Origin of the sequence: Mycolicibacterium palauense (assembly GCF_002592005.1) — a bacterium.
Lineage (GTDB): Bacteria > Actinomycetota > Actinomycetes > Mycobacteriales > Mycobacteriaceae > Mycobacterium > Mycobacterium palauense.
Map to the genome: position 1 here is coordinate 1 of NZ_NVQF01000092.1, position 21,425 is coordinate 21,425.

Consider the following 21,425-nt stretch of genomic DNA (forward strand, 5'->3'; position numbering starts at 1 on the left):
GTCGGCCTCGGTCTCGGGGGCTCGGAGAGGTGCGTAAGAGACAGGCCCTGCGGCGGGCCCGGAGGCGGGCGGGTGCACCCGTCGAGACTACGACGCGAGCACGCCTAGAATCGCGCGCAACGACGAACCTCCGGGAGTGCTGTGACTGGCAGGCCACAACTTCTGCACGATCTGCTCGGGGCCGCCCGCAGCCATCCGGACCGTCCGGCCGTCATCAGCCCCGATGGTCCTGTGGCCACCTTTGCCGAGCTGGACCGCCAGAGCGCGGCGGTGGCCCGGTGGCTCACCGGATGCAGTGCGCCCGGCGACCGGGTCGCCGTCGTCGCCGACAACGGCCTGCCCTATGCACAGCTCTACTACGGCGTCCCGCGCGCCGGCCGGGTGCTGGTCCCCGTCAACCAGCGTCTCGCCCCGGCCGAGCAACGCGCGCTTCTCGCCATCAGCGAGCCGCGAATTCTGCTGGGGGACAGCCGCTACCTCGAGGCCCTCGAGGACCGCGGCGCGCTGCCGCCCACGCTCACCACCATCGGACTCGACACACCGGCCTGGGACCGGGTCGTCTCCGGGCCGGTGGGGTGTGGGCCGGTGGGGTGCGGGCCGGTGGTGCAGGGCGACGACCCGGCCTGGCTGGTGTTCACCAGTGGATCCACCGGGCAGCCGAAGGGCGCGGTGCACACGCACCGTTCGTTGATCGCCGGGGTCGAGGGCACCGTCGAGGGACGCAGCGTGCCCGCCGGTGACGTGTACCTGTTCCCCTTCCCGATGTGCCACATCGCGGGCTACAACGTGCTGGTCCGGCACGCGACCGGTTCGACGGTGTTGCTGCCCAGCCGGTTTCGGCCCGCCGAGTTCATTGACGCCGTCAACGAGTACGGGGTGCGCTCCTGCTCCCTGGCGCCCACCATGTTGCACGCGCTGCTGGCCCACGTGGAGTCGACCGGCGAGCGAATGCCGTCGCTGCGCGAGATTGCCTACGGGTCGGCGGCGATCCCGGCGGACCTCATCCGGCGCGCCACCGCGCGACTTGGCGTGGACTTTCACCAGGGCTACGGCATGACCGAAACCGGCGGCAACGTCACGTTTCTGGGCCCGGCCGAGCATCGTGCCGGAGCCGCCGGTGATGCCGCGCTGCTGCGTTCGGCGGGCCGCCCACACAGCGCGGTCGAGGTCGGCGTCGTCGACCCGACCGGGCGCCGGCTCGGCCCGGACGAGACCGGCGAGGTGGTGGTGCGCGGCGCGCAGGTGATGACGGGATACTGGCGCGACGCCGGGGCGAGTGCGGCCGCCCTCGTCGACGGTTGGCTGCACGCCGGCGACATCGGGTATCTCGGCGAGGACGGTCTGCTGACCATCGTGGACCGGTCCAAGGATGTCATCATCACCGGCGGTGAGAACGTGTCCTCCCGCGAGGTCGAGGACGCGCTGTCGACCCATCCCGACGTCGAGATGGCGGCCGTCGTGGGAGTGCCCGACCAGTACTGGGGCGAGGCCGTCTGCGCCGTCGTGGTTCCGGTCGAGGGTCGCCGCCCGGACGTCGAGACCCTCGGTCGTCACGTCCGGGAGCAGATGTCGGGTTTCAAGCGGCCGCGCCACGTGCTGGTGGTCGAGCGGCTTCCGATGACCACCAACGGCAAGATCGCCAAGGACCGGGTCCGCGAACTCGCACGGCGCGCCGTCGGTGCCGAAGCGGCCGGGTAGCTGCGATCGGTGGCCCGGACACCGACGAGGGGCGCCCGGTGGGGGCGCCCCTCGTGGGTGTGGGTGTTATTTCACGTCGACGTAGACGTTGGTGTAGAGCTCTTTTTTGATCATCCGGTCGCGGGGGTTGTCGCGGGTCCATTCGGTGATGGTGTTGCCGCGGCGGATGTCGCTGACCTGGGCCTGGTCCAGGGGGATGTTGTCGGGGTTGTTGATGTGGACGTGGTAGCCCTGGTCTTGGAGGCTGGCGACGACGTCGTCGGCGGTTTGGGTGGTTTCGGCGGCTCCGGCCGGTCCGGCGATGCCGATGACGGCGGCGCTGAGGGCGGCGGCGAGGATGCCGGCAAATCCGATGTGCTTCATGGTGTGGGTGCTCTTCCCTTGGTTGGTGGTCGGAGCCGTGGAGCTGGTCACGCGGTTCTCTGTGCTGTGGTGATCGGTGCTGGTGCCCCTGCATCCGATCTGTCTGGTTAAACGGGCTGGTCAGGGGTTTAATTCCGGTGGCAGTAATTGGTCGCCGCGTGGCAGTAACTTGTTGTTAACACGCCGTGGGGGCGAACTCGGACGGCCCGCGGACGCCGTTTTATTCCCGGTTTGCGAGCGGGGATGCCGTGTCGGCTAACTGTCTGGCCAGCTGGGTGCGATGCGGGTCTCAGGTGCCGCAGAAGGTCCGGTAGCTGCCGGTGAAGTCGGCCGGTGCGGGCTCGGCGTAGCGCTGCAGGCCGTCGCGCTGCCGGTACGGCTCGGCGAGCACGGTCAGCAGCGCGCGCACCGGCCCCAGATCGCCGTCGGTGGCGGCGCCGAGTGCCTCCTCGACCAGGTGGTTGCGCGGGATGTAGACCGGATTGACCTCGTCCATTCCGGCCGCGTCGGGCTCCAGGGCGTGCCAGCGCCGCAGCCACACCTCGACATCGGCGGTGTCGGTGAACAACTCGAGTACCGGGCCGTCGTCGCCGCGGGCGGCCGCGCCGAGCCGGCGGAAGAACAGGGTGAAGTCGATCCGGTGGCGTTCCAGCAGATCCAGGGTGTCGGGCACGACGGTGTCGGGGGTGGTGGCGGTGCCCGAACCGTCGGTCCCGGCGGGCAGACCCAGCTTGGCGTGGAAACCCGCCACGAGGACCTCGGCGTAGCGCACCCGGAAACCGCCCAGCGACTCCACCGCCTGGGTGACCGCGTCGTCCTGATCCTCGGCGAACAACGGCAACAGGCATTCCGCGAAGCGGGCCAGGTTCCATTCGGCGACCTTGGGCTGATTGCCGTAGGCGTACCGGCCACCCTGGTCGATCGAACTGAACACCGTGGCCGGATCGTAGGTGTCCATGAAGGCGCAGGGCCCGTAGTCGATGGTCTCGCCGGAGATCGTCATGTTGTCGGTGTTCATCACCCCGTGCACGAAGCCGACCAGCATCCAGCGGGCCACCAGCTCGGCCTGGGCGGCCGCGACCGCCTCGAACAGGGCGCGGTAGGGGTTGTCGGCCTCGCGGGCGCCGGGGTGGTGCCGCGCGATCGCGTGGTCGGCCAGGCGGCGCAGCAACTCGGTGTCGCGGGTGCTCGCGGCGTACTCGAAGCTGCCGACCCGCAGGTGGCTGGCGGCGACCCTGGCCAGCACCGCGCCGTCGAGGACGGTCTCCCGCCGCACCCGTGCCCCGGTGGCCACGACCGCCAGCGACCGAGTGGTGGGGACGCCCAGCGCGTGCATCGCCTCGCTGATGACGTACTCGCGCAGCATCGGGGCGACCGCGGCCAGGCCGTCACCCCCGCGGGCGAACGGGGTGCGCCCGGAGCCCTTCAGGTGCAGGTCGTGACCGCTGCTCAACTCACCGAGCAGCAGTGCGCGCCCGTCACCCAGCCGCGGGACGAAACCGCCGAACTGGTGGCCGGCGTAGGCCTGCGCGACCGGGGTGCTGCCCTCGGGAACGGACGTGCCGGTCAGGAGGCCGAGACCGGAATCGGTGCGCAGCCAGTCGGGGTCCAGGCCCAGCTCGCCGGCCAACCGTTCGTTGAGAACCAGCAGCCGCGGACCGGGCACGTCCGCGGCCTGCCAGGGCACGGCCAGTTCGGGCAGGTCGCGGGCGAAGCGGTCGTCGAGTCGAACGGTCGTCGCGGCGCTCACCACTCCAGCCTACGGAGACCGGCGCGGGCCGGCCGGCCCCGGGAGCGGGTGCACTCGCCCGGCCGCCGGCGGCGCGGCTTCGATATCGTGTCGTCCAAGCGTCGCTCCCGACGACCGCACCGGCGCCGGCACCACGAGGCCGGCGAGGGCGATCCGCCGGGGCGCTTCGGGGAAGGGGGACCCCGGGCTCATGCCGCCGGGGGTGGGTGCGCTGGCCCCCGCCGGCGCAGCGGAGACGGCGCAGGTTGAGCCGGTGCACGATGAGGACTGCACGACGCGCCGTATGACGAACACCGGACGACGAACACGGCACGAACACCGCACGACGAACCAGGAGCAATTCGTGGCACTCAATACGGTCGCGCTCGAACTCGTACCGCCGAATGTGGAGCGCGGCACCGAACAGGCACTCGAGGACGCCCACAAGGTGCTCGAATGCTCGGCATCGGCGGGGCTGGAGGGCAAGATCCGCCACGTCATGATGCCGGGGATGATCGAGGAGGACGACGGTCGCCCGGTCGAGATGAAGCCCAAGATGGACGTCCTGGACTTCTGGTCGATCATCAAACCGGAGTTGCCGGGCGTGCACGGCCTGTGCACCCAGGTGACGGCCTTCATGGACGAGCCCACCCTGCGGCAGCGGCTGGCCACCCTCACGGACTCGGGCATCGAGGGGATCGCGTTCGTCGGGGTGCCCCGCACGATGAGCGACGGCGAGGGTTCCGGCGTGGCGCCCACCGACGCCCTGGCGATGTACTCCGAGCTGGTGCCCAACCGCGGTGCCATCCTCATCCCGACCCGCGACAGCGAGCAGGGCCGGTTCCGCTTCAAGTGTGACCGCGGCGCCACCTATGGGATGACCCAGCTGCTCTACTCCGATGCCATCGTGGGGTTCCTCACCGAGTTGGCCGAGGAGACCGATCACCGGCCCGAGATCCTGCTCTCGTTCGGGTTCGTGCCCGCGGTGGAGACGAGGATCGGCCTGATCAACTGGCTCATCCAGGACCCGGGCAACGCCGCGGTGGCCGAGGAGCAGGAGTTCGTCAGGCAGTTGGCAGCCGCCGAGCCGGGGCCGCGGCGCGAACTCATGCTCGACCTGTACAAGCGGGTCATCGACGGAATCGGTGAGCTCGGTTTCCCGCTCAGCATCCACTTCGAGGCGACCTACGGCGTCAACAAGGCGGCCTTCGGGACGCTCGCCGAGATGCTCGACTACTGGTCCCCCCTGGATTGACCGGGCCACGTTTCTGGGCCCGGATCCGGCCACGGATCTGGGCCCGGATCTGGGCCCGGATCGGGTACTGACCCGCCGCGGCCGGTCCGGTCCCGCCTATCCTGGTCGCGGTGTCCGAGACGCAGATCGACCAGGTGCGTGAGCTGCGCGCCCGGCTTGACGGTCTGACCATCCGCGACGCCACCCGGCTGCGCCGGCGCCTGAAGAACCTGCGGGCGCCCGAACCGGGAAAGCTGGCGCAGCTCACCGAGCAGATCACCGCCGCCGAGGCCGTCGTCGCCGCCCGCGCGGCCGCCGTTCCGGCCATCGACTACCCCGATCTGCCGGTCAGCGAGCGGCGGTCCGAGATCGCCGAGGCCATCCGGAACCATCAGGTCGTCATCGTCGCCGGCGAGACCGGCTCCGGCAAGACCACCCAGTTGCCCAAGATCTGCCTGGAACTGGGGCGCGGCATCCGCGGCACCATCGGGCACACCCAGCCGCGTCGGCTGGCCGCGCGCACCGTGGCCCAGCGCATCGCCGACGAACTGGACACCCCGCTGGGTGACGCCGTCGGCTACACCGTGCGCTTCACCGACCGAGCCAGCGATCGCACCCTGGTCAGACTGATGACCGACGGCATCCTGCTCGCCGAGATCCAACGCGACCGGCGGCTGCTGCGCTACGACACGCTGATCCTCGACGAGGCCCACGAGCGCAGCCTCAACATCGACTTCCTGCTCGGCTATCTGCGCGAGCTGCTGCCGCGCCGGCCCGACCTGAAGGTGATCGTGACCTCGGCGACCATCGAACCCGAGCGGTTCGCGGCGCACTTCGCACCCGCGCCCATCGTCGAGGTCTCCGGCCGCACCTACCCCGTCGAGATCCGCTACCGGCCGCTGGAGCAGACCATCGTCGAAGAAGTGCCCGCCGGCCGCGGCAGCAACGATCCCGATGACACCGACGATCCCGACGACCCCGACCACGACATCGTCCGCACCGAGATCCGCGACCAGACCGAAGCCATCGTCGACGCGATCACCGAACTGCAGGCCGAACCACCCGGCGACATTCTGGTCTTCCTGTCCGGCGAGCGGGAGATCCGGGACACCGCCGAGGCGGTACGCGGCGCCTTCCCCTCCGCGGAGGTGCTGCCGCTCTACGCCCGCCTGCCGACCGCCGAACAGCAGCGGGTGTTCGCGCCGCACACCGGGGGCCACCGCGGCCAATTGGGCCGGCGGGTGGTGCTGGCCACCAACGTCGCCGAAACCTCGCTGACGGTTCCGGGCATTCGCTACGTGGTGGATCCGGGCACCGCCCGGATCTCGCGGTACAGCCGCCGCACCAAGGTGCAGCGGCTGCCGATCGAGCCGATCTCGCAGGCCTCGGCGGCGCAGCGGTCGGGCCGGTCGGGCCGCACCGCGCCGGGCGTGTGCATCCGGCTGTACTCCGAGGACGATTTCGCCGCCCGGCCGCGCTACACCGACCCGGAGATCCTGCGGACCAACCTCGCCGCGGTGATCCTGCAGATGGCCGCCCTCGACCTGGGGGACATCGAGAAGTTCCCGTTCCTGGACCCGCCGGAGCGGCGCAGCGTGCGCGACGGTGTGCAGGTGCTGGCCGAGCTCGGCGCCGTCGACAACCAGGGGGCGATCACCGAGGTGGGCCGCCGGCTGGCTCGCCTGCCGGTGGATCCGCGGCTGGGCCGGATGATCCTGGCCGCCGCCGACGAGGGCTGTGTCCGCGAGATCCTGGTGCTCGCCGCGGCGTTGTCGATCCCGGACCCGCGGGAGCGTCCCACCGACCGGGAGGAGGCCGCCCGCGCCAAGCATGCCCGGTTCGCCGACGAGCACTCCGATTTCGTCTCCTTCCTCAACCTGTGGAACTACCTGGGCGAGCAGCGCAAGGCGCTGTCCGGCAGCGCGTTCCGAAGGATGTGCCGTGAGGAGTTCCTGCACTACCTGCGGATCCGCGAATGGCAGGACCTGGTGGGCCAGCTGCGCAGTATCGCCGGGGACCTGGGGATTCGGGAGGAGGGCCGGGGTGATGACGCCGGGGACGGCGCGGCGCCGGCGGCGCGGGTCCACGCCGCGCTGACGGCCGGGCTGCTGTCCCATATCGGCATGCGCGAGCGGGAATCGCGAGAGTATCTGGGCGCCCGTAATTCCCGCTTCGTCCTGGCGCCGGGATCGGTGCTGACCAAGCGGCCGCCGCAGTGGATCGTGGTCGCCGAACTCGTCGAGACCAGCCGGCTCTTCGGCCGGATCGGCGCCCGGGTCGACCCCGAGTCCATCGAGCGGATCGCCGGGCATCTCGTGGCGCGCAGCTACAGCGAACCGCACTGGGACGCCAAGCGCGCGGCCGTGATGGCCTACGAGCGCGTCACGCTCTACGGCCTGCCGCTGATCCCGCGCCGCCGGGTGGGATACGCCCAGACCGACCCGGTGCTCGCGCGGGAACTGTTCATCCGCCACGCCCTGGTCGAGGGGGACTGGCAGAGCCGTCACCACTTCCTGCGGGACAACGCGCGGCTGCGCACCGAACTCGCCGAGCTCGAGGAGCGCGCCCGGCGGCGCGACCTGCTCGTCGGTGACGAGGAGATCTACGCCCTCTACGACAGCAGGATTCCCGCCGACATCGTCTCGGGTCGCCACTTCGACGCCTGGTGGCGCAAACAGCGGCACAAGACACCCGGGCTGCTCACGTTCACCAGGGACGACCTGCTGCGCCGTGACGACTCCGACGAGCACCCCGACACCTGGCGCGCCGAGGATCTGGCACTGCCGCTGACCTACCGCTTCGAACCGGGCGCCGCCGACGACGGTGTCACCGTGCACGTGCCCGTCGAGGTGCTGACCCGTCTCGGTGGTGACGCGTTCGCCTGGCAGGTTCCCGCCCTGCGTGAGGAGCTGATCACCGCCCTCATCCGGTCGTTGCCGAAAGATCTGCGCCGCAACTTCGTTCCCGCGCCGGACACCGCGCGTGCGGTGTTGACCACGCTCGACCCCGGCCGCGAGCCGCTGCTGCCGGCCCTGCAGCGCGAGTTGCGCCGCCGCTCCGGTGTGCTGGTGCCGCTGACCGCGTTCGACCTGGCCAAGCTCCCGGCCCACCTGCGGGTGACCTTCGCCGTGGAGAACGCCGACGGCAGCGAGATCGCGCGGGGCAAGGACCTCGAGGCGCTGCAGGAGAAACTGGCACCCACCACACGCCGCGCCGTCGCGCAGGCGGTCGCCGACGGGGTGGAGCGTACCGGTCTTCGTGGCTGGCCCGAGGACCTCGACGAACTGCCGCGCACGGTGGAAAGCGCCACCGGCGGTCACACCGTGCGCGGGTTCGCCGCGCTGGTCGACGCCGGCGCCACGGTGGACATCCGGGTGTTCCCGACGCCGCTCGAACAGGCCGCGGCGATGCGCCCCGGCACCCGGCGCCTGCTGCGGGTGTCGACCCCGTCCCCGGTCAAAGCGCTGGAGCGCCAACTGGACCCACGCACACGCCTGGCGTTGGGCGCCAACCCGGACGGCTCGCTGGTGGCGCTGCTGGAGGACTGCGCCGACGCCGCGGTCGATCTGCTGGCGCCCACCCCGGTGTGGTCGCGTGCGGAGTTCGACGCGCTGCGCGAACGCGTCGCGGCGCGGCTGCCGGCCACCACGCGTGAGATCGTGGCGCGGATCGGGCCGGTCCTCGACGCACTGCGGTCGGTGCAGATGGCGCTGCCGGAACGACCGGTGCCGGCGCAGGCCGACGCGGTCGCCGACGTCCGGGCCCAGCTGGCCGCGTTGCTTCCCACCGGCTTCGTGGCGGCCACGGGTGCGGGGCATCTGAGCGATCTGACGCGCTACCTCACCGCCGCCGCGCGGCGCCTGGACCGGCTACCCCAGGCCCCGGCGGCCGACGGCGAGCGGATGCAGCGGGTGCACACCGTGCAGGCCGCCTACGACGAACTGCTGCAGTCGATCGCGCCGGCACGTGCGCGTGCCGAGGACGTGCGCGACATCGCCCGCCAGATCGAGGAGTTGCGGGTCAGCCTGTGGGCCCAGCAGCTCGGCACCCCACGGCCGGTCAGCGAGCAGCGCATCCACCGTGCCATCGACGCCATCGGCGCGATCACCGGGTGAGTCCCCCCGGGCGCCGCGACCCCGGCGTGCGTCCGGGGCGTCGCGGCCCGACGGCACCCGCCCGGGGGTGTCCCCGTCAGCCCTTGAAGTAGACCAGTTGATGCGTGGTGGCCAGCAACGCACCCGAGCGTGACCACAGCCGGGCGGACTGGTCGAAGTATCCGCCGGAGAACCGGTTGGCGTGGGCGGTGCACAGGACGAAGTCATCACCCTGGGCATGCAGTTCGTCGCGGCTGGCGTGAAAGTACATCGTCACCGAGATGGTGCCGGCGGGCACGAACCCGCCCCGCCGCAGGAACACCCGCGGATAGAACACGTCGCACATCGCCGCCAGGCCGGCATGGTCGAGCCTCCGGCCGGAGGCGTCGCGCGCCCACAGCGTCGTGGTCGACGAGGGCCCCGGGCCGTCGCCGTTGGTGGGCATCGGACCGGTGACGACGCGCAGGTCGTAGTTGCGCAGCCACCTGATCATCTTGGCCGGGTCGCCGGCGGCGACGCGGCTCGGCAGCTGCTCCGGCGCCGGCACCACCGGTGCCGTGGTCTCGGTGTCCGACCAGCTCTCGCGGGTGACTCCGAGCACCGCGGTGGCCGTGGCCCTGGGCTCGTCGTCCTGGGCGAGCTCGAGCACCCAGTGCTGATTGGTGCGGTTGGTGCGCGCCGGCCGGGCCGAGATCTCGAAGGACCCCTCGGCGATCGGGGCCAGGAAGTTGACGGTGAGCGCCAGTGGGTCGCCCTGCCGCTGCGGATGTTCCTCGGCGGCGCGCAGCAGGGCGGCCGCGGTGATCCCGCCGAAGGGCCCGACCATGTTGGCCCATTCGGGGCGGGTGTGCCCGGCCCGACGGCCCGACTCGAGCGGTTCCAGGGTGATCGCGGTGTCGAAGGGATGCGCGGGCATGAATAGACCGTACGGTACATCGAGCGCCCTCCTCATTCGGGTGCCGTCGCCGGCGGCCGCTCCGGGGATGCATCCGGGGATACTCCGGGGATGCTCTGGGGATGCACTGGGGATACTGACGCGATGACGCACACGCGCTGTGGGGCGCCGGCCGCAACGGCGCGGCGGCCGAGGACGCGGGTGTCCCGGTGAGCCGGCCCCGCGTGCTGGTCGCCGGGCTGGGCGACAGCGGAACGCTCACCGCGATCCGGTTGGCCGGCCATGCCGACGTGGTGGGCATCTCGACCAAGCCGGGCCTGCTCAGCGGCCAGGAGCTGGGGATGCGGCTGTCCCGCCCGGCCGAATGGGCCCGGGACTACTGGATCCCCTTCGACCGGTTCCGCGGCCTGGACGCGGTGCGCACCGTGCACGGCGCGCTGACCGGGGTCGACCTGGCGGCGCGGAGTGTGGCCGTCCGGTGTGGTGAGCACACGGTCGACGAGCCCTACGACGTGCTGGTCATCTCCACCGGCGTCACCAACGGGTTCTGGCGGCAGCCCGCGGTGCAGACGGCCGCCGAGATCGGTGACGAGTTGCGCGCCGGCCACCGCCGGCTGGCGGCCGCCGACTCGGTGCTCGTGCTCGGTGGTGGTGCGGCCGCGGTGAGCAGCGCGGTCAACATCGCGACCACCTGGCCCGGCAAGCGGGTCGACCTGTATTTCCCCGGCGCGCACCCGCTGCCCGCCCATCACCGGCGCACCCGGGCGCGCATCGAGACCCGGCTCGCCGAGGCCGGTGTCCGCCTGCATCCCGGCCACCGGGCGATGGTCCCGGACGGTTTCGGCACCGACGAGATCACCGCCGGGCCGGTGCACTTCAGCACCGGACAGCCCGAGGCCGGGGCCGACGCGGTGCTGTGGGCGATCGGGCGGGTGCGGCCCAACACCGACTGGCTGCCGGCGTGTCTGCTCGACGAGCACGGCTTCGTCCGCGTGGGACCGGACCTGCGGGTACCCGGGCAGCCCGGGGTGTTCGCCATCGGCGACGTCGCGGCCACCGATCCGCTGCGCAGCTCGGCGCGTAACCGCGCCGACGGTCTGCTCGCCCACAACATCCGTGCCGGGTTCGCCGGCACGCCGCTGCGGGAATTCCATGCGCCGCAGCGTCGGTGGGGGTCGGTGCTCGGCCCGCAGCGCGACGGTCTGGAGGTGTTCAGCCCGGGCGGCCGGGCGTTCCGGTTCCCCGCCTGGTCGATCGACCGGGTACTGCGGCCGTGGATCGTGCGCCGCGGCATCTACCGGGGCATCCGGCCGAACCGGCCGCTCTGAGCGGTTCCCGGGTCAGGACGGTGTGCCGGTGGCCACGGGCGGGACCCGGTCCGCCGCCGCGGTGTCGAGCACCAGGGCGGCCACCCGGTCACGATGCTGTTCGGCGCTGCCCAGCAGGGCGGCGTCGGTGCTGGCGCGCTTGAAATACAGGTGCGCCTGGTGCTCCCAGGTGAAGCCGATGCCGCCGAGGACCTGAATGGTGTCCTTGGCGATGCGGGTCAACGCGGCCGACGCCACCGCCTGGGCGATGGCGGTGGCCAGCGCCGGGTCGTCGGTGCCCTCGGTCAGCGCCCACGCCGCGTGGTAGGCCGCCGAGCGGGCGTGCTCGATCTCCACCAGCAGGTCTGCCAGCTTGTGCTTGACCGCCTGGAACGACCCGATCGGGCGGCCGAACTGCAGCCGCGACCTGGCGTACTCGACGGCCAGGTCGAGCAGGTGCTGTCCGGCCCCGACCTGCTCGGCGGCCAGCAGCGCCGCCCCCACCTGCAGTGCGTGCCCGATGACGCGCCCGGCCTCGTCGGGGCCGGCCACCAGCCGCGCCGGAGCGCCGTCGAAACGCAGCGTCGCCTGCGGCCGGGTCTGGTCCAGGGTCTGCAGCACGGTGCGTTGCACGCCGGCCGCATCGCCGGCCACGGCGTAGAGCGCGGTGCCCGCGTCGCCGTGGGCGGCGACCAGCAGGTCGTCGGCGCCGCCGTCGACCACCCGCTCGGCGACCCCGGTCACCGTCACCTCCGAACCGGAGGCCTTCGCCGTGACGGTGACGGCGGCGGGGTCGAAACGCCCGGCCCGGTCGGCCACGGCCAGCGCCGCGGTGCGCCGGCCCTCGACCAGGGCGGACAGCAGTTCGGCGCGTACGGGTCCGTCCGGTGCGGCGACGAGCGCCGGGATCGCCAGGTACACCGTCCCGACGAGCGGACCGCAGGCCAGCGCGGCGCCGAGCTCCTCGACCGCGACGGCCTGGTCGACCAGCGTGCCGCCGGCCCCGCCGTCGGAGTCGGGCACCGACAGTCCCAGCACGCCCAGCTCGGCCCCGAGCCGCGCCCAGATCCGCGGGTCGAAGGGGGGATCGGCGTCCATCTGCGCGCGGGCGGCCTGCTCGCCGAGGTGGGCGGTGCAGAACTGGCGCACCGCGTCGCGCAGTGCCCGCTGTTCGTCGGTGAAAGCGAACTCAGCCACGGGGGATCTCCTTCCACGGCATGCCGGCATCGGCACGCAGGTCACCGGGCAGGCCCAGCACCCGCTCGCCGAGGATGTTGCGCATCACCTCCGAGGTTCCGCCCTCGATGGTGTTGGCGCGGCTGCGCAGGAACCGCTGTTGCACCGGGCCGCGCCAGTCGCTCGCGGAGTCGTCGCCGCCGTCCAGGCGATAGCCGCGGTAGAGGGTGCCCTCGGGTCCCAGCAGGTCCATGCACCACTCGTAGATCTGTTGGTTGAGTTCGGCGCCGACGAGTTTGCCGATCGAGGCCTCCGGTCCGGGACCGCCGACGGTGGCCGTCGCCCGGGACCGTTCGGAGGTCAGTCGCTGCGCCTCCGAGCGCAACCACAGCTGGGTCAGCCGGTCCCGCAGCACCGGGGTGTGCAGGTCGGGGCGGTCGGCCCACAGCGCGACGGCGTCGGCGATCGTGCCCGACCCGCGCCGGTTTCCGCTTCCGCCCAGCGCGCTGCGCTCGTTCATCAGTGTGGTCATGGCGACCCGCCAGCCGTCGCCGATCCCGCCGAGCCGATGCGCGTCGGGAATCCGGGCATCGGTGATGTAGACCTCGTTGAACTCGGCCTGACCGGTCATCTGGCGCAGCGGACGTGTCTGCACGCCCTCGGCGTGCATGTCGAGGACGAAATACGTCAGTCCCTTGTGTTTGGGCAGGTCGGGATTGGTGCGGGCGAGCAGCAGGCCCCAGCGCGCCCGGTGCGCCAGGCTGGTCCACACCTTCTGGCCGTTGACCACCCAGTCGTCACCGTCGGGGACCGCGGAGGTGGCCAGCCCCGCCAGGTCCGAGCCGGCTCCGGGCTCGGAGAACAGCTGGCACCAGATGTCCTCGGTGGTGGCCAGCGGCCGCAGCCAGGAGCGCTTGAGCTCGTCGGACTGCGCGTGCTCGCGCACGGTGGGCGCGGCCATCCCGTAGCCCATCGGGTTCAGCCCCAGCGGCACCGGGCCGCCGGCACCCTGCAGGATCCGGTCGGCGACGACCTGCAGCCCGCGGGACAGCCCGAGGCCGCCCATGCCCTCGGGGAAGTGCACCCAGGACAGGCCCGCGTCGTAGCAGGCGCCGAGGAATTCCTGGATCGGAACGGTCCTGGGGTCGTGGTCGGCCACGACCCCGCGCGCGAGGTCGGCGACCCGGTCCGGGTCAGCGTCGTTGCTCATGGGGCAACGATAGAAAATGGACACCCGTCAACTTCGCGCGGGGGTGACCTGGCTCACGGATGATCCGCCGTTGCCCCCGCTCAGCCGGGATGAGTGGCGATGAAGGCCCCGAGCTGCCCGAGGATGGCCAGCGCATCGCCCTGCGGCGGGCCGCAGTTCTGGGTGCAGGAGCTGGGCACCCAGGGCTGGCAGTCGCGGGTGGTGAAGCCGGTGTCGTCGGCGGCGATCTGGACCACCTGGGGCTTCTTGGTCATCGCGCTGTCGACGATGGTGTCACCGTTGGTGCGCTTCCAGTAGCAGACGCCGCCCTCGATCGGGCCCGCCGACTCGTAGGTGCCGGGCATGATGTCGGTGCCCACCACGTAGGAGCCGTTCTCGGCGATCTGGGGAGGGCCCGGGGCGGGGCCGGGAGGCGGCGCCTCGCCCGGTGCCGGTGCCGGTGCGGATGTCGGTGTCGGTGCCGGCGGTGCGGGCTCCCCGGACGGGTCGGCGTGTGCCACGGCTGCGGTGAGGTTTCCGGCCGTGAGCACCGCCGCCAGTGCGGCCGATGTCAACCACTTAGACCTCATAACCATCTAGGGTAGCGCGCGTGGGCCGGTGGTTTGCGCCCGCGATCGGTGGATACCCTGGAGGGGTATCGAAAGAACATCGGTCAACTCGAGGAGGAGTCTCCATGTCCAGTGTGAGCGTCACCGTCGTCGGTATGACCTGTGGCCACTGTGTCTCCGCGATCCGGCAGGAGGTCGGCGCCATCCCGGGCGTCACCGGTGTCGACGTCGACCTCGGTGCGGGAACGGTCACCATCGCCAGCGACGCCCCGGTCGCCGAGGCCGACATCAGGGCCGCGGTCGAAGAGGCCGGCTACGGGCTGGCCGGATGACCCCCCCGCTGGATCCGGCCGACCAGTACCACGCCGGCATCGTCGTCGCCGATCTCGACACCGCGATCGAACGGCTGACCGCCGTCGGCGGCTACCGCTGGACCACGCCGATGGCCTACACCGTGCCGGTGGTCACCGCCGCGGGCCCCATGGACATGCCGTTCCGGCTGGTGTACTCGCTGGACGCGCCGCACCTGGAGGTGGTCCAGGAGGTGCCCGGCACGGTATGGACCAGTGCGCCCGGCAACGCCGTGCACCACCTCGGCTTCTGGGCCGACGATGTGGAGGCCACCGGTGAGCGCCTGGAGCGCGCCGGGTACAGCCTGGAGGTCCGCGCCGGCGGCGCGACGCCCACCTTCGCCTACTACCGGGACCTGCTCGGGGTGCGCATCGAGATCGTCGAACGGTCGATGTTCGGCGACTGGCCGGGTTTCCTGAGGTCGATGGCAGGGTCCTGATCGCAGGGTTCTGAACGTTTCCGGGCCGTCCGGCATGAACCCGCGCTGGACCCCGCGGCGCATCTTTACAATATCCGGACACCGTGTAAAGCTGCGTTCGGCGGCCCGAGCGGCCGCGCGGAGAGGCGGTGACAGTGGCACGCGTATCGGCCGGCCCGATGCCGGTCCTGCGATTCGGCAGGCATCTCGGCCGCGGCGCGCGCCGGCTCGCCGTCGACGCCGCCCTGGGTTCCCGCCGGGCGCATCCCCGCCGGGTCGAGGACCTGGATGCCGCCACCCTGTCGCGCATCATCGGCCGCCCGGTGTCCACCGTGGCGGTGCTCGACGGCCAGAACGGCACCTCCTCGCGGGCCCGGCTGGCGCTGACCGGCGACGGTGTCCCCGACTCGGTGTTCGTCAAGGTCTCCGCGGCCTCCGCGGCCACCCGGATGCTCGGTGAACTCGCCCGCCTCGGCGAGACCGAGTCGCGCTTCTACCGGGAGCTGGCCGCCGACCTGGGGGAGGGGGTGCCCCGCTCCTACGGCTCGGCCTTCGACCCGGTGACCGGGCGTTACGTCGTCGTGTTGGAGGACATGACCGGTTCGGAGTGCGAATTCCCCGACACCCTGCACCCGTTGGACAAGGATCACATGGCGTTGCTGGTGGAGTTCCTCGGCCGCCTGCACGGCACCTTCTGGGGCAGGTTGCCCGAGAAACAGGGCGGCGCAGGACGATTCGGCTGGCTGTGGGCGCCGTCGACCGATCCGGCCAACGTGCTCACCGGGCCGCTGATGCGGATGTCGGCGCGCAAGCTGGCCGGGCGCACCCGGATTCCGGTGGAGACCGGGCGCTACATCTGGGAGAACTACCAGGCCGTCACCGAGATCGTCGACGCCGGCCCGCACACCGTCCTGCACGGTGACTCCCATCCGGGAAACACCTTCTTCCGGGACGGTCACGCCGGACTGCTGGACTGGCAGGTGGTGCGCCGCGGGCACCCCAGCCGGGATCTAACGCACACCGTGGTGCTGGCGATGACCACCGCCGACCGCCAGGCCGTGCAGGCCGACCTGCTGGAGATCTACCGGAAATCGCTGGCCGCCCACGGCGGGCCCGAGTTCGGCCGCGACGAGCTGTGGTGGCGCTACCGCCAGTCGGCCCCGTACTCGTTCGTCTCGGCACTGACCACCGCCGCCCTGGGCGGCATGCAGGACGACGCCATCGCGATGGAGGGTCTCAACCGCACCCTGGCCGCCCTGGAAGATCTCGAAACCGTTGCCGCGCTGCAGGAATCGATGTAGCGCGGCGGTACCGAACACCGGAGGTAGCGCGTATGGATTTCTCAGAGGTGCCGCTCAGTGACGAGGATCGGGCATTCCGGGACGAACTGCGGGCCTTGCTGGCCGAGATCGTCACCGACGAGGTGCTCGCGCGCGACCGCAGGACGGGCGACAACTTCGACGAGGAGGTGCACCTGGCGCTCGGCGCCAAAGGGTATCTGGCCGCCGACTTCCACTCCGCCGATGAGGGCGGTTTCACCCCGGTGCGGCGGCGCATCTGGGACCTGGAGATCGGCCGGGCCCGCACACCCTGGTTCCACTGGGGCACCACGGCGATGGTGGCCCGCATGGTCGCCGCGCTGGCCTCCGACGAGCTGCGCGACGAGGTGCTGCCCGGCGTGCTCGACGGCCGCATCCGCCTGTGCCTGGGCTACACCGAGCCCGAGGGCGGCTCCGACGTGGCGACCTGCAAGACCCGCTCGGCACGTGACGGGGACAGCTGGATCATCAACGGGTCCAAGATGTTCACCTCCAACGCCCACCACGCCCAGTACGTGTTCCTGCTGACCAACAGCGACCCGGCGGCCCCCAAGCACCAGAATCTGACGATGTTCCTGGTGCCCCTGGACAGCCCCGGCATCGAGATCCAGGGCATCCGCACCGTCGACGGCGATCGCACCAACATCGTCTACTACAGCGACGTCCGCGTCGACGACCGCTACCGCGTCGGCGAGGTCAACGGCGGCTGGGCGGTGATGCGCTGGGCGCTGGCCGTCGAGCACGGTGCGGTCGGGGCCGACGCCCAGGGCCTGCAGAAGCTCGCGACGATGTCCGAACACGGTGTCCTGCTGGCCCAGGCGCTCGACCGGGCCGCGGGCATCCTGGACACCGCCGACGAACGCGGCGTGCGGCCCCTGGACGACGGTGCGGTGGCCTACCGGCTCGGCCGCTGCCTCGCACGCACCGAGATGGCGCTGAGCACGCCGGAACTCTACGGGCGCGTCGCGATCGCCCAGACCATGCGGGAGGTCTCCCCGGAGGTGATGGACCTGCTCGGTGTGGCGGCGTGCCTGCCGGCCGGCGCCGCGGGTGCGGCCGACGACGGTGCCGCCGAGTACGTCTTCCGGCTGGCCGGACCCACCGGCATCTACGGCGGCACCCTGGAGGTGTTCCGCAATATGATCGCCCAGCACGCCCTGGGGCTCGGGCGGCCCAGCTATGCGCCGCCGTCGACCAGAACCTCGTGAGCCGGCCGCCGTGCGGCGGCGCGCAGGGCAGGCAACCGGGCGGAAAGGGGAACAGTGGCCGGGCCGCTGAACGGTATCCGGGTCGTGGAGCTGGGGGTCTGGGTGGCCGCGCCGGCCACCGGCGGGATCCTCGCCGACTGGGGTGCCGACGTCGTCAAGATCGAGCCGCCAGCCGGCGATCCGGCGCGGATGTTCGCCCGGATGCTGGGCGCCGGCGGCGTCAATCCGCCCTTCGAGATGGACAACCGCTCCAAACGCAGCGTCGTGCTGGATCTGGCCACCGAGTCCGACCGCGCCGTCGCGGTGGAACTACTCACCGGCGCCGACGTTTTCGTCACCAACGTCCGGCCCGCCGCGCTGGCCCGGCTGGGCCTGGACTACGAGACGGTGTCCCGGCACAACCCGGGCCTGGTCTACGGGCTGATCACCGGCTACGGCCTGACTGGTCCGGACGCCGACCGCCCGGCCTACGACGTCGCGGCGTTCTGGGCCCGGGCCGGGATCGCCGACCTGCTCTCGCGCCCCGGCGAGTCGCCGCCGTTTCAGCGCGGCGGTATGGGGGACCACTCGGCGGGGATGACGCTGGCGGCCGCGGTGTGCGCGGCGCTGGTCTCGCGCGCGGACACCGGGGCGGGGCAGATGGTGACCACCTCGCTGTACCGGCAGGGCGCCTACACGGCCAGTTTCGACCTCAACACCCTGCTGCTGACCGGTCATTCCATCGCGCTCGGGCAGCGCGAGACCATGGGCAACCCCTGCATGAACAACTACCGCACCGGCGACGGGAGGCGGTTCTGGATCGTCGGTCTGGAGGCCGAGCGGCACTGGCCGGCGCTGTGCGGTGCGGTGGGGCGCACCGACCTGATGACCGACCCCCGGTTCGCCACGGCGCGTGACCGCGCGGTCAACGCCGGCGCCCTGATCTCCGAGCTGGACGCCCTGTTCGCCACGAAGACCCTGGCGGAGTGGACGGCGATCTTCGACGCCGAACCGGAGTTCTTCTGGTCGCCGGTCAACTCCATCGACGACGTGCTGGCCGACGAGCAGTTCCACGCCGCGGGCGGGGTGGTCCACGTGCCCGACGGTGACGCCGGCGTGCCGATGATCGCGACCCCGGCCGATTTCCTCGGTACCCCGGCCGAACCCCGCTCGCCGGCACCGGCGTTGGGCCAGCACACCGAGGAGGTCCTCGCCGAGCTGCGCGCCCGCGAGGGTGGCTGACGGCCACCCCAACGTTTACAAATTGCACAAATAATGTCACGCTATGTCGTGTCCGCATGTCGTGTCCGCGCTCAGCCCGGCCTGAGCCCGATCCCAGCCCGAGGGGAGCACCCGTGACGGTTGCCGACTCCGCGCCCGCCCGCGACTACAGTCCGCTGGACATCACCTCCAAGGCCTTCTGGCAGCAGCCGTTCGACCAGCGGGACGCCACCTTCGCGCGGTTGCGTGCCGCCGAGGGCCTGTCCTGGCACCAGCCGCTGTCCACGTTGTTCCCCATGCAGGAGAGCGGGTTCTGGGCGCTGACCCGGCGCGCCGACATCGTCTTCGCCAGTCAGCACCCCGAGTTGTTCACCTCCGCGCAGGGCGTGGCGCTGGACCCGATGCCCGCCGAGGTGCAGCGCTTCGCCAGCTTCTTCCTCACCATGGATCCGCCCGAGCACACCGTGTACCGCAGCCTGATCAGCTCGGCGTTCACGCCGCGCCACCTGCGCACGATCGAGCAGCAGATCCACGACAGTGCCGTGGCCATCGTCGACGACCTGGTGGGTGCCGGCGACGTCGACTTCGTTTCGGCGTGCTCGGCGCGGCTGCCGATGCTGACGATCATGAAGATGCTGGGCGTGCCCGAGTCCGACCACGAAGAGGTCGCCAAGGCCGCCGAGAAGCTGTTCAGCATGAGCGACGACGAGTACTCCTCCCTGGAGGAGCGCGCCCAGGACACCATCAACGAGATGATGCTGCTGAGCTCCACCGGGGTCGAACTGGCCAAGTTTCGCCGTGACCATCCCGGCGACGACCTGATGACCAGCATCGTCAACGCCGAGGTCGACGGGCACCGGCTGACCGATGAGCAGATCGGGGCGTTCCTGATCCTGCTGTCCTCGGCGGGTAACGACACGACCAAGCAGACCACCACCCACGCGATGATGGCGCTGGCCGCCCACCCCGAGCAGCGGGACTGGCTGATGGCCGATTTCGACGGCCGGATCGGCACCGCCGTAGAGGAATTCGTCCGCTGGGCCACCCCGGTGCTGCAGTTCGCCCGGTTCGCCACCGAGGACGTCGAGATCGCGGGCCAGACGATCGCCGCCGGGGAGAAGGTCGGGCTGTTCTACTGCTCGGCCAACCGCGACGAGGCGGTCTTCGACGACCCGGGCCGCTTCGACCTGCGGCGCTCACCCAACCCGCATCTGGGGTTCGGTGGCGGCGGTCCGCACTTCTGCCTGGGCAACCGGTTGGCCAAGACGGAACTGCGCGCCCTGTTCCGGGAGCTGCTGACGCGGCTCACCACCATCGAATTCGGCGAACCGGACCTGCTCTACAGCAATTTCGTGCACGGCGTGAAGCGGGCGCCGGCCCACGTGCGCTAATGCCGCGGGTCGGGCATCCGCCGAAACTCCCGCCCCGACCCCTCGTCGCCGGGCACGGGATCGGGGTGGATTCACCCACGTCAGCGCCCCGCGGGGTCCCCGGCATCCAGGGTGAAGCACTGCGGGCCGGCACCGTGGGCCCACACCGAGTCGAGGAGCGGGCCGTCGGGCATCACCTTCCCGGCGTCCCCGGTGTTCTGCGAGGGCTGCGCGAAATCCGCGCACAGCTCGAACATCTCGTCGCCGGTCCGCGCGTACCGGTAGGGCGCATTGGTCTCCGGATCCTGAAGGGGAAGCGTCGTGCGCAGCGCGGTGTTCAGCGCACCCAGGCTCTGCGGCAGGGCCGAGTTCTGCTCGTAGTAGCGGTCGACGGCACGAGCCAGCGAGCGCAGATCCTGTAACCGCCGCTCGTCGACGCGCCGGTCCGCCTGCTCCGACGGCGATCCCATCAGCCACAGCCCCGACCCGACCGCCACCACCCAGGCCAGTCCCGCGACCCCGAGGAACAACCACGCGACCGGCCGCCGGGCGCGTTCGGTGCGGCGGAGATCCCACAGGTAGTAGCCCAGGATCAGCCCGGCCACCAGCGCCACGACCACCACCTTCAGCACGAAACGCGCCGTCGTGCCGCCCGCGAGGACGTAGGCGACCAGCGTGATGAAGTCCCCCACGATGACGAGCACCGCCAGGAACATCGCCGCGTAGGTCAGCCAGCGCCGGACCCCGGAGTCCCGTTCCGCCGGGTCGCGCCGCAGCGACCGCTCCACGAGCCACGAGGCGATGAGGAACACCGGAAAGGCGATGAGGGCGCGGGCCACGGCCCAGCGCACGTCGTAGGCCCACGCCGTCCGGTCCCCGGGCGACGAGGACGCCGGGTCGTAGAACAGGTACTCGATCAACGCGAAGAACAACTCCACGACCGACAGGGCGGTCACGCCCAGGGCCGTGAACAGCACGAGGTACAGGAACGCCTCACCCGCCGAGACGTGCGGGACCGGCCGCGGTACCGGCACCGGGAACGGTGTGTCGGCGAACCCCGCCAGCGCCTTGTGCACCTGCTGCGGGTCCCAGCCCGCCTCCAGCAGCACCCGCTCGATCTCCGGGCGCGCCGTGTCATGCTGCAGCGCCTCGCGCACGAAGCGGGTGAGCTCGTCGGACCGTGCCGCCATCGGGAATCACCCACCTGTGTTCGGGCCGTGTCCCCCGAGCATAGGACGGTGGGTGGGGGACCGCGGGAATGCCCGGCAGATACCGGCGGATGCCGTCCGGGGGTCGTCGGGGGAC

General features: G+C 71.5%; 17 protein-coding genes. 10 read left to right on the plus strand and 7 right to left on the minus strand.

Annotated elements, in window-relative coordinates:
- Nucleotides 1-141: 141 nt before the first annotated feature.
- Nucleotides 142-1,698, plus strand: coding sequence for an AMP-binding protein (locus CSR00_RS25190; protein WP_099025141.1), 1,557 nt, complete (start codon nucleotides 142-144; stop codon nucleotides 1,696-1,698).
- Nucleotides 1,699-1,764: 66 nt separating this feature from the next.
- On the opposite strand, the gene CSR00_RS25195 is transcribed toward CSR00_RS25190, so the two are convergent.
- Both CSR00_RS25195 and CSR00_RS25200 read right to left on the minus strand, forming a co-directional pair.
- Nucleotides 1,765-2,112, minus strand: coding sequence for a hypothetical protein (locus CSR00_RS25195; protein WP_099025142.1), 348 nt, complete (start codon nucleotides 2,110-2,112; stop codon nucleotides 1,765-1,767).
- A gap of 238 nt (nucleotides 2,113-2,350) precedes the next feature.
- Nucleotides 2,351-3,814, minus strand: a complete 1,464-nt coding sequence (locus CSR00_RS25200; protein ID WP_407662525.1) for a protein adenylyltransferase SelO — start codon at nucleotides 3,812-3,814, stop codon at nucleotides 2,351-2,353.
- A 340-nt stretch (nucleotides 3,815-4,154) separates the two neighbouring features.
- Between CSR00_RS25200 and CSR00_RS25205 the strand changes: the two genes are divergently transcribed.
- A complete protein-coding gene (locus CSR00_RS25205) occupies nucleotides 4,155-5,045 on the plus strand; it encodes a mycobacterial-type methylenetetrahydrofolate reductase (RefSeq protein WP_099025156.1) in 891 nt (296 codons plus the stop codon).
- A 110-nt stretch (nucleotides 5,046-5,155) separates the two neighbouring features.
- A complete protein-coding gene (gene hrpA, locus CSR00_RS25210) occupies nucleotides 5,156-9,139 on the plus strand; it encodes an ATP-dependent RNA helicase HrpA (RefSeq protein ID WP_099025143.1) in 3,984 nt (1,327 codons plus the stop codon).
- Between the two features lie 76 nt (nucleotides 9,140-9,215).
- Here hrpA and CSR00_RS25215 read toward each other — a convergent pair whose 3' ends face one another.
- Nucleotides 9,216-10,034: an acyl-CoA thioesterase gene (locus tag CSR00_RS25215; RefSeq protein WP_099025144.1), complete on the minus strand. Its 819-nt coding sequence runs from the start codon at nucleotides 10,032-10,034 to the stop codon at nucleotides 9,216-9,218.
- A 188-nt stretch (nucleotides 10,035-10,222) separates the two neighbouring features.
- Here CSR00_RS25215 and CSR00_RS25220 point away from each other — a divergent pair, with 188 nt between their 5' ends.
- On the plus strand, nucleotides 10,223-11,341 hold the full coding sequence (locus CSR00_RS25220) for an FAD-dependent oxidoreductase (RefSeq protein ID WP_099025145.1): 1,119 nt from the start codon (nucleotides 10,223-10,225) through the stop codon (nucleotides 11,339-11,341).
- Nucleotides 11,342-11,353: 12 nt separating this feature from the next.
- Here CSR00_RS25220 and CSR00_RS25225 read toward each other — a convergent pair whose 3' ends face one another.
- From CSR00_RS25225 to CSR00_RS25235, 3 genes are all read right to left on the minus strand, one after another.
- The gene (locus CSR00_RS25225; protein ID WP_245906517.1) at nucleotides 11,354-12,517 is read right to left on the minus strand and encodes an acyl-CoA dehydrogenase family protein; all 1,164 of its coding nucleotides are present in this window, start codon (nucleotides 12,515-12,517) and stop codon (nucleotides 11,354-11,356) included.
- Entirely contained in the window at nucleotides 12,510-13,706 is a 1,197-nt protein-coding gene (locus tag CSR00_RS25230) for an acyl-CoA dehydrogenase family protein (RefSeq protein WP_099025146.1), read from the minus strand. Before CSR00_RS25230 ends, CSR00_RS25225 begins: the two co-directional genes overlap by 8 nt.
- 80 nt (nucleotides 13,707-13,786) lie before the next feature.
- Nucleotides 13,787-14,275 carry an Rv1352/Rv1906c domain-containing protein gene (locus CSR00_RS25235; protein ID WP_099025147.1) on the minus strand — a complete coding sequence of 163 codons (489 nt, stop codon included), beginning with the start codon at nucleotides 14,273-14,275 and terminating at the stop codon, nucleotides 13,787-13,789.
- Between the two features lie 104 nt (nucleotides 14,276-14,379).
- Between CSR00_RS25235 and CSR00_RS25240 the strand changes: the two genes are divergently transcribed.
- The 6 genes from CSR00_RS25240 (at nucleotide 14,380) to CSR00_RS25265 (ending at nucleotide 20,141) form a co-directional block, all read left to right on the plus strand.
- Nucleotides 14,380-14,586 (plus strand): heavy-metal-associated domain-containing protein, encoded by a 207-nt coding sequence (locus CSR00_RS25240; RefSeq protein ID WP_099025148.1) that lies wholly within the window; start codon nucleotides 14,380-14,382, stop codon nucleotides 14,584-14,586.
- Nucleotides 14,583-15,044, plus strand: coding sequence for a VOC family protein (locus CSR00_RS25245; protein ID WP_099025149.1), 462 nt, complete (start codon nucleotides 14,583-14,585; stop codon nucleotides 15,042-15,044). The genes CSR00_RS25240 and CSR00_RS25245 overlap by 4 nt, the downstream gene beginning before the upstream one ends.
- 158 nt (nucleotides 15,045-15,202) lie before the next feature.
- Nucleotides 15,203-16,324 (plus strand): phosphotransferase, encoded by a 1,122-nt coding sequence (locus tag CSR00_RS25250; protein WP_099025150.1) that lies wholly within the window; start codon nucleotides 15,203-15,205, stop codon nucleotides 16,322-16,324.
- A gap of 32 nt (nucleotides 16,325-16,356) precedes the next feature.
- Nucleotides 16,357-17,550 carry an acyl-CoA dehydrogenase family protein gene (locus CSR00_RS25255; RefSeq protein WP_099025151.1) on the plus strand — a complete coding sequence of 398 codons (1,194 nt, stop codon included), beginning with the start codon at nucleotides 16,357-16,359 and terminating at the stop codon, nucleotides 17,548-17,550.
- Nucleotides 17,551-17,604: 54 nt separating this feature from the next.
- On the plus strand, nucleotides 17,605-18,771 hold the full coding sequence (locus CSR00_RS25260; RefSeq protein ID WP_099025152.1) for a CaiB/BaiF CoA transferase family protein: 1,167 nt from the start codon (nucleotides 17,605-17,607) through the stop codon (nucleotides 18,769-18,771).
- Between the two features lie 113 nt (nucleotides 18,772-18,884).
- On the plus strand, nucleotides 18,885-20,141 hold the full coding sequence (locus CSR00_RS25265; protein WP_099025153.1) for a cytochrome P450: 1,257 nt from the start codon (nucleotides 18,885-18,887) through the stop codon (nucleotides 20,139-20,141).
- A gap of 80 nt (nucleotides 20,142-20,221) precedes the next feature.
- Here CSR00_RS25265 and CSR00_RS25270 read toward each other — a convergent pair whose 3' ends face one another.
- The gene (locus tag CSR00_RS25270) at nucleotides 20,222-21,310 is read right to left on the minus strand and encodes a DUF5671 domain-containing protein (RefSeq protein WP_176562262.1); all 1,089 of its coding nucleotides are present in this window, start codon (nucleotides 21,308-21,310) and stop codon (nucleotides 20,222-20,224) included.
- Nucleotides 21,311-21,425 lie beyond the last annotated feature (115 nt).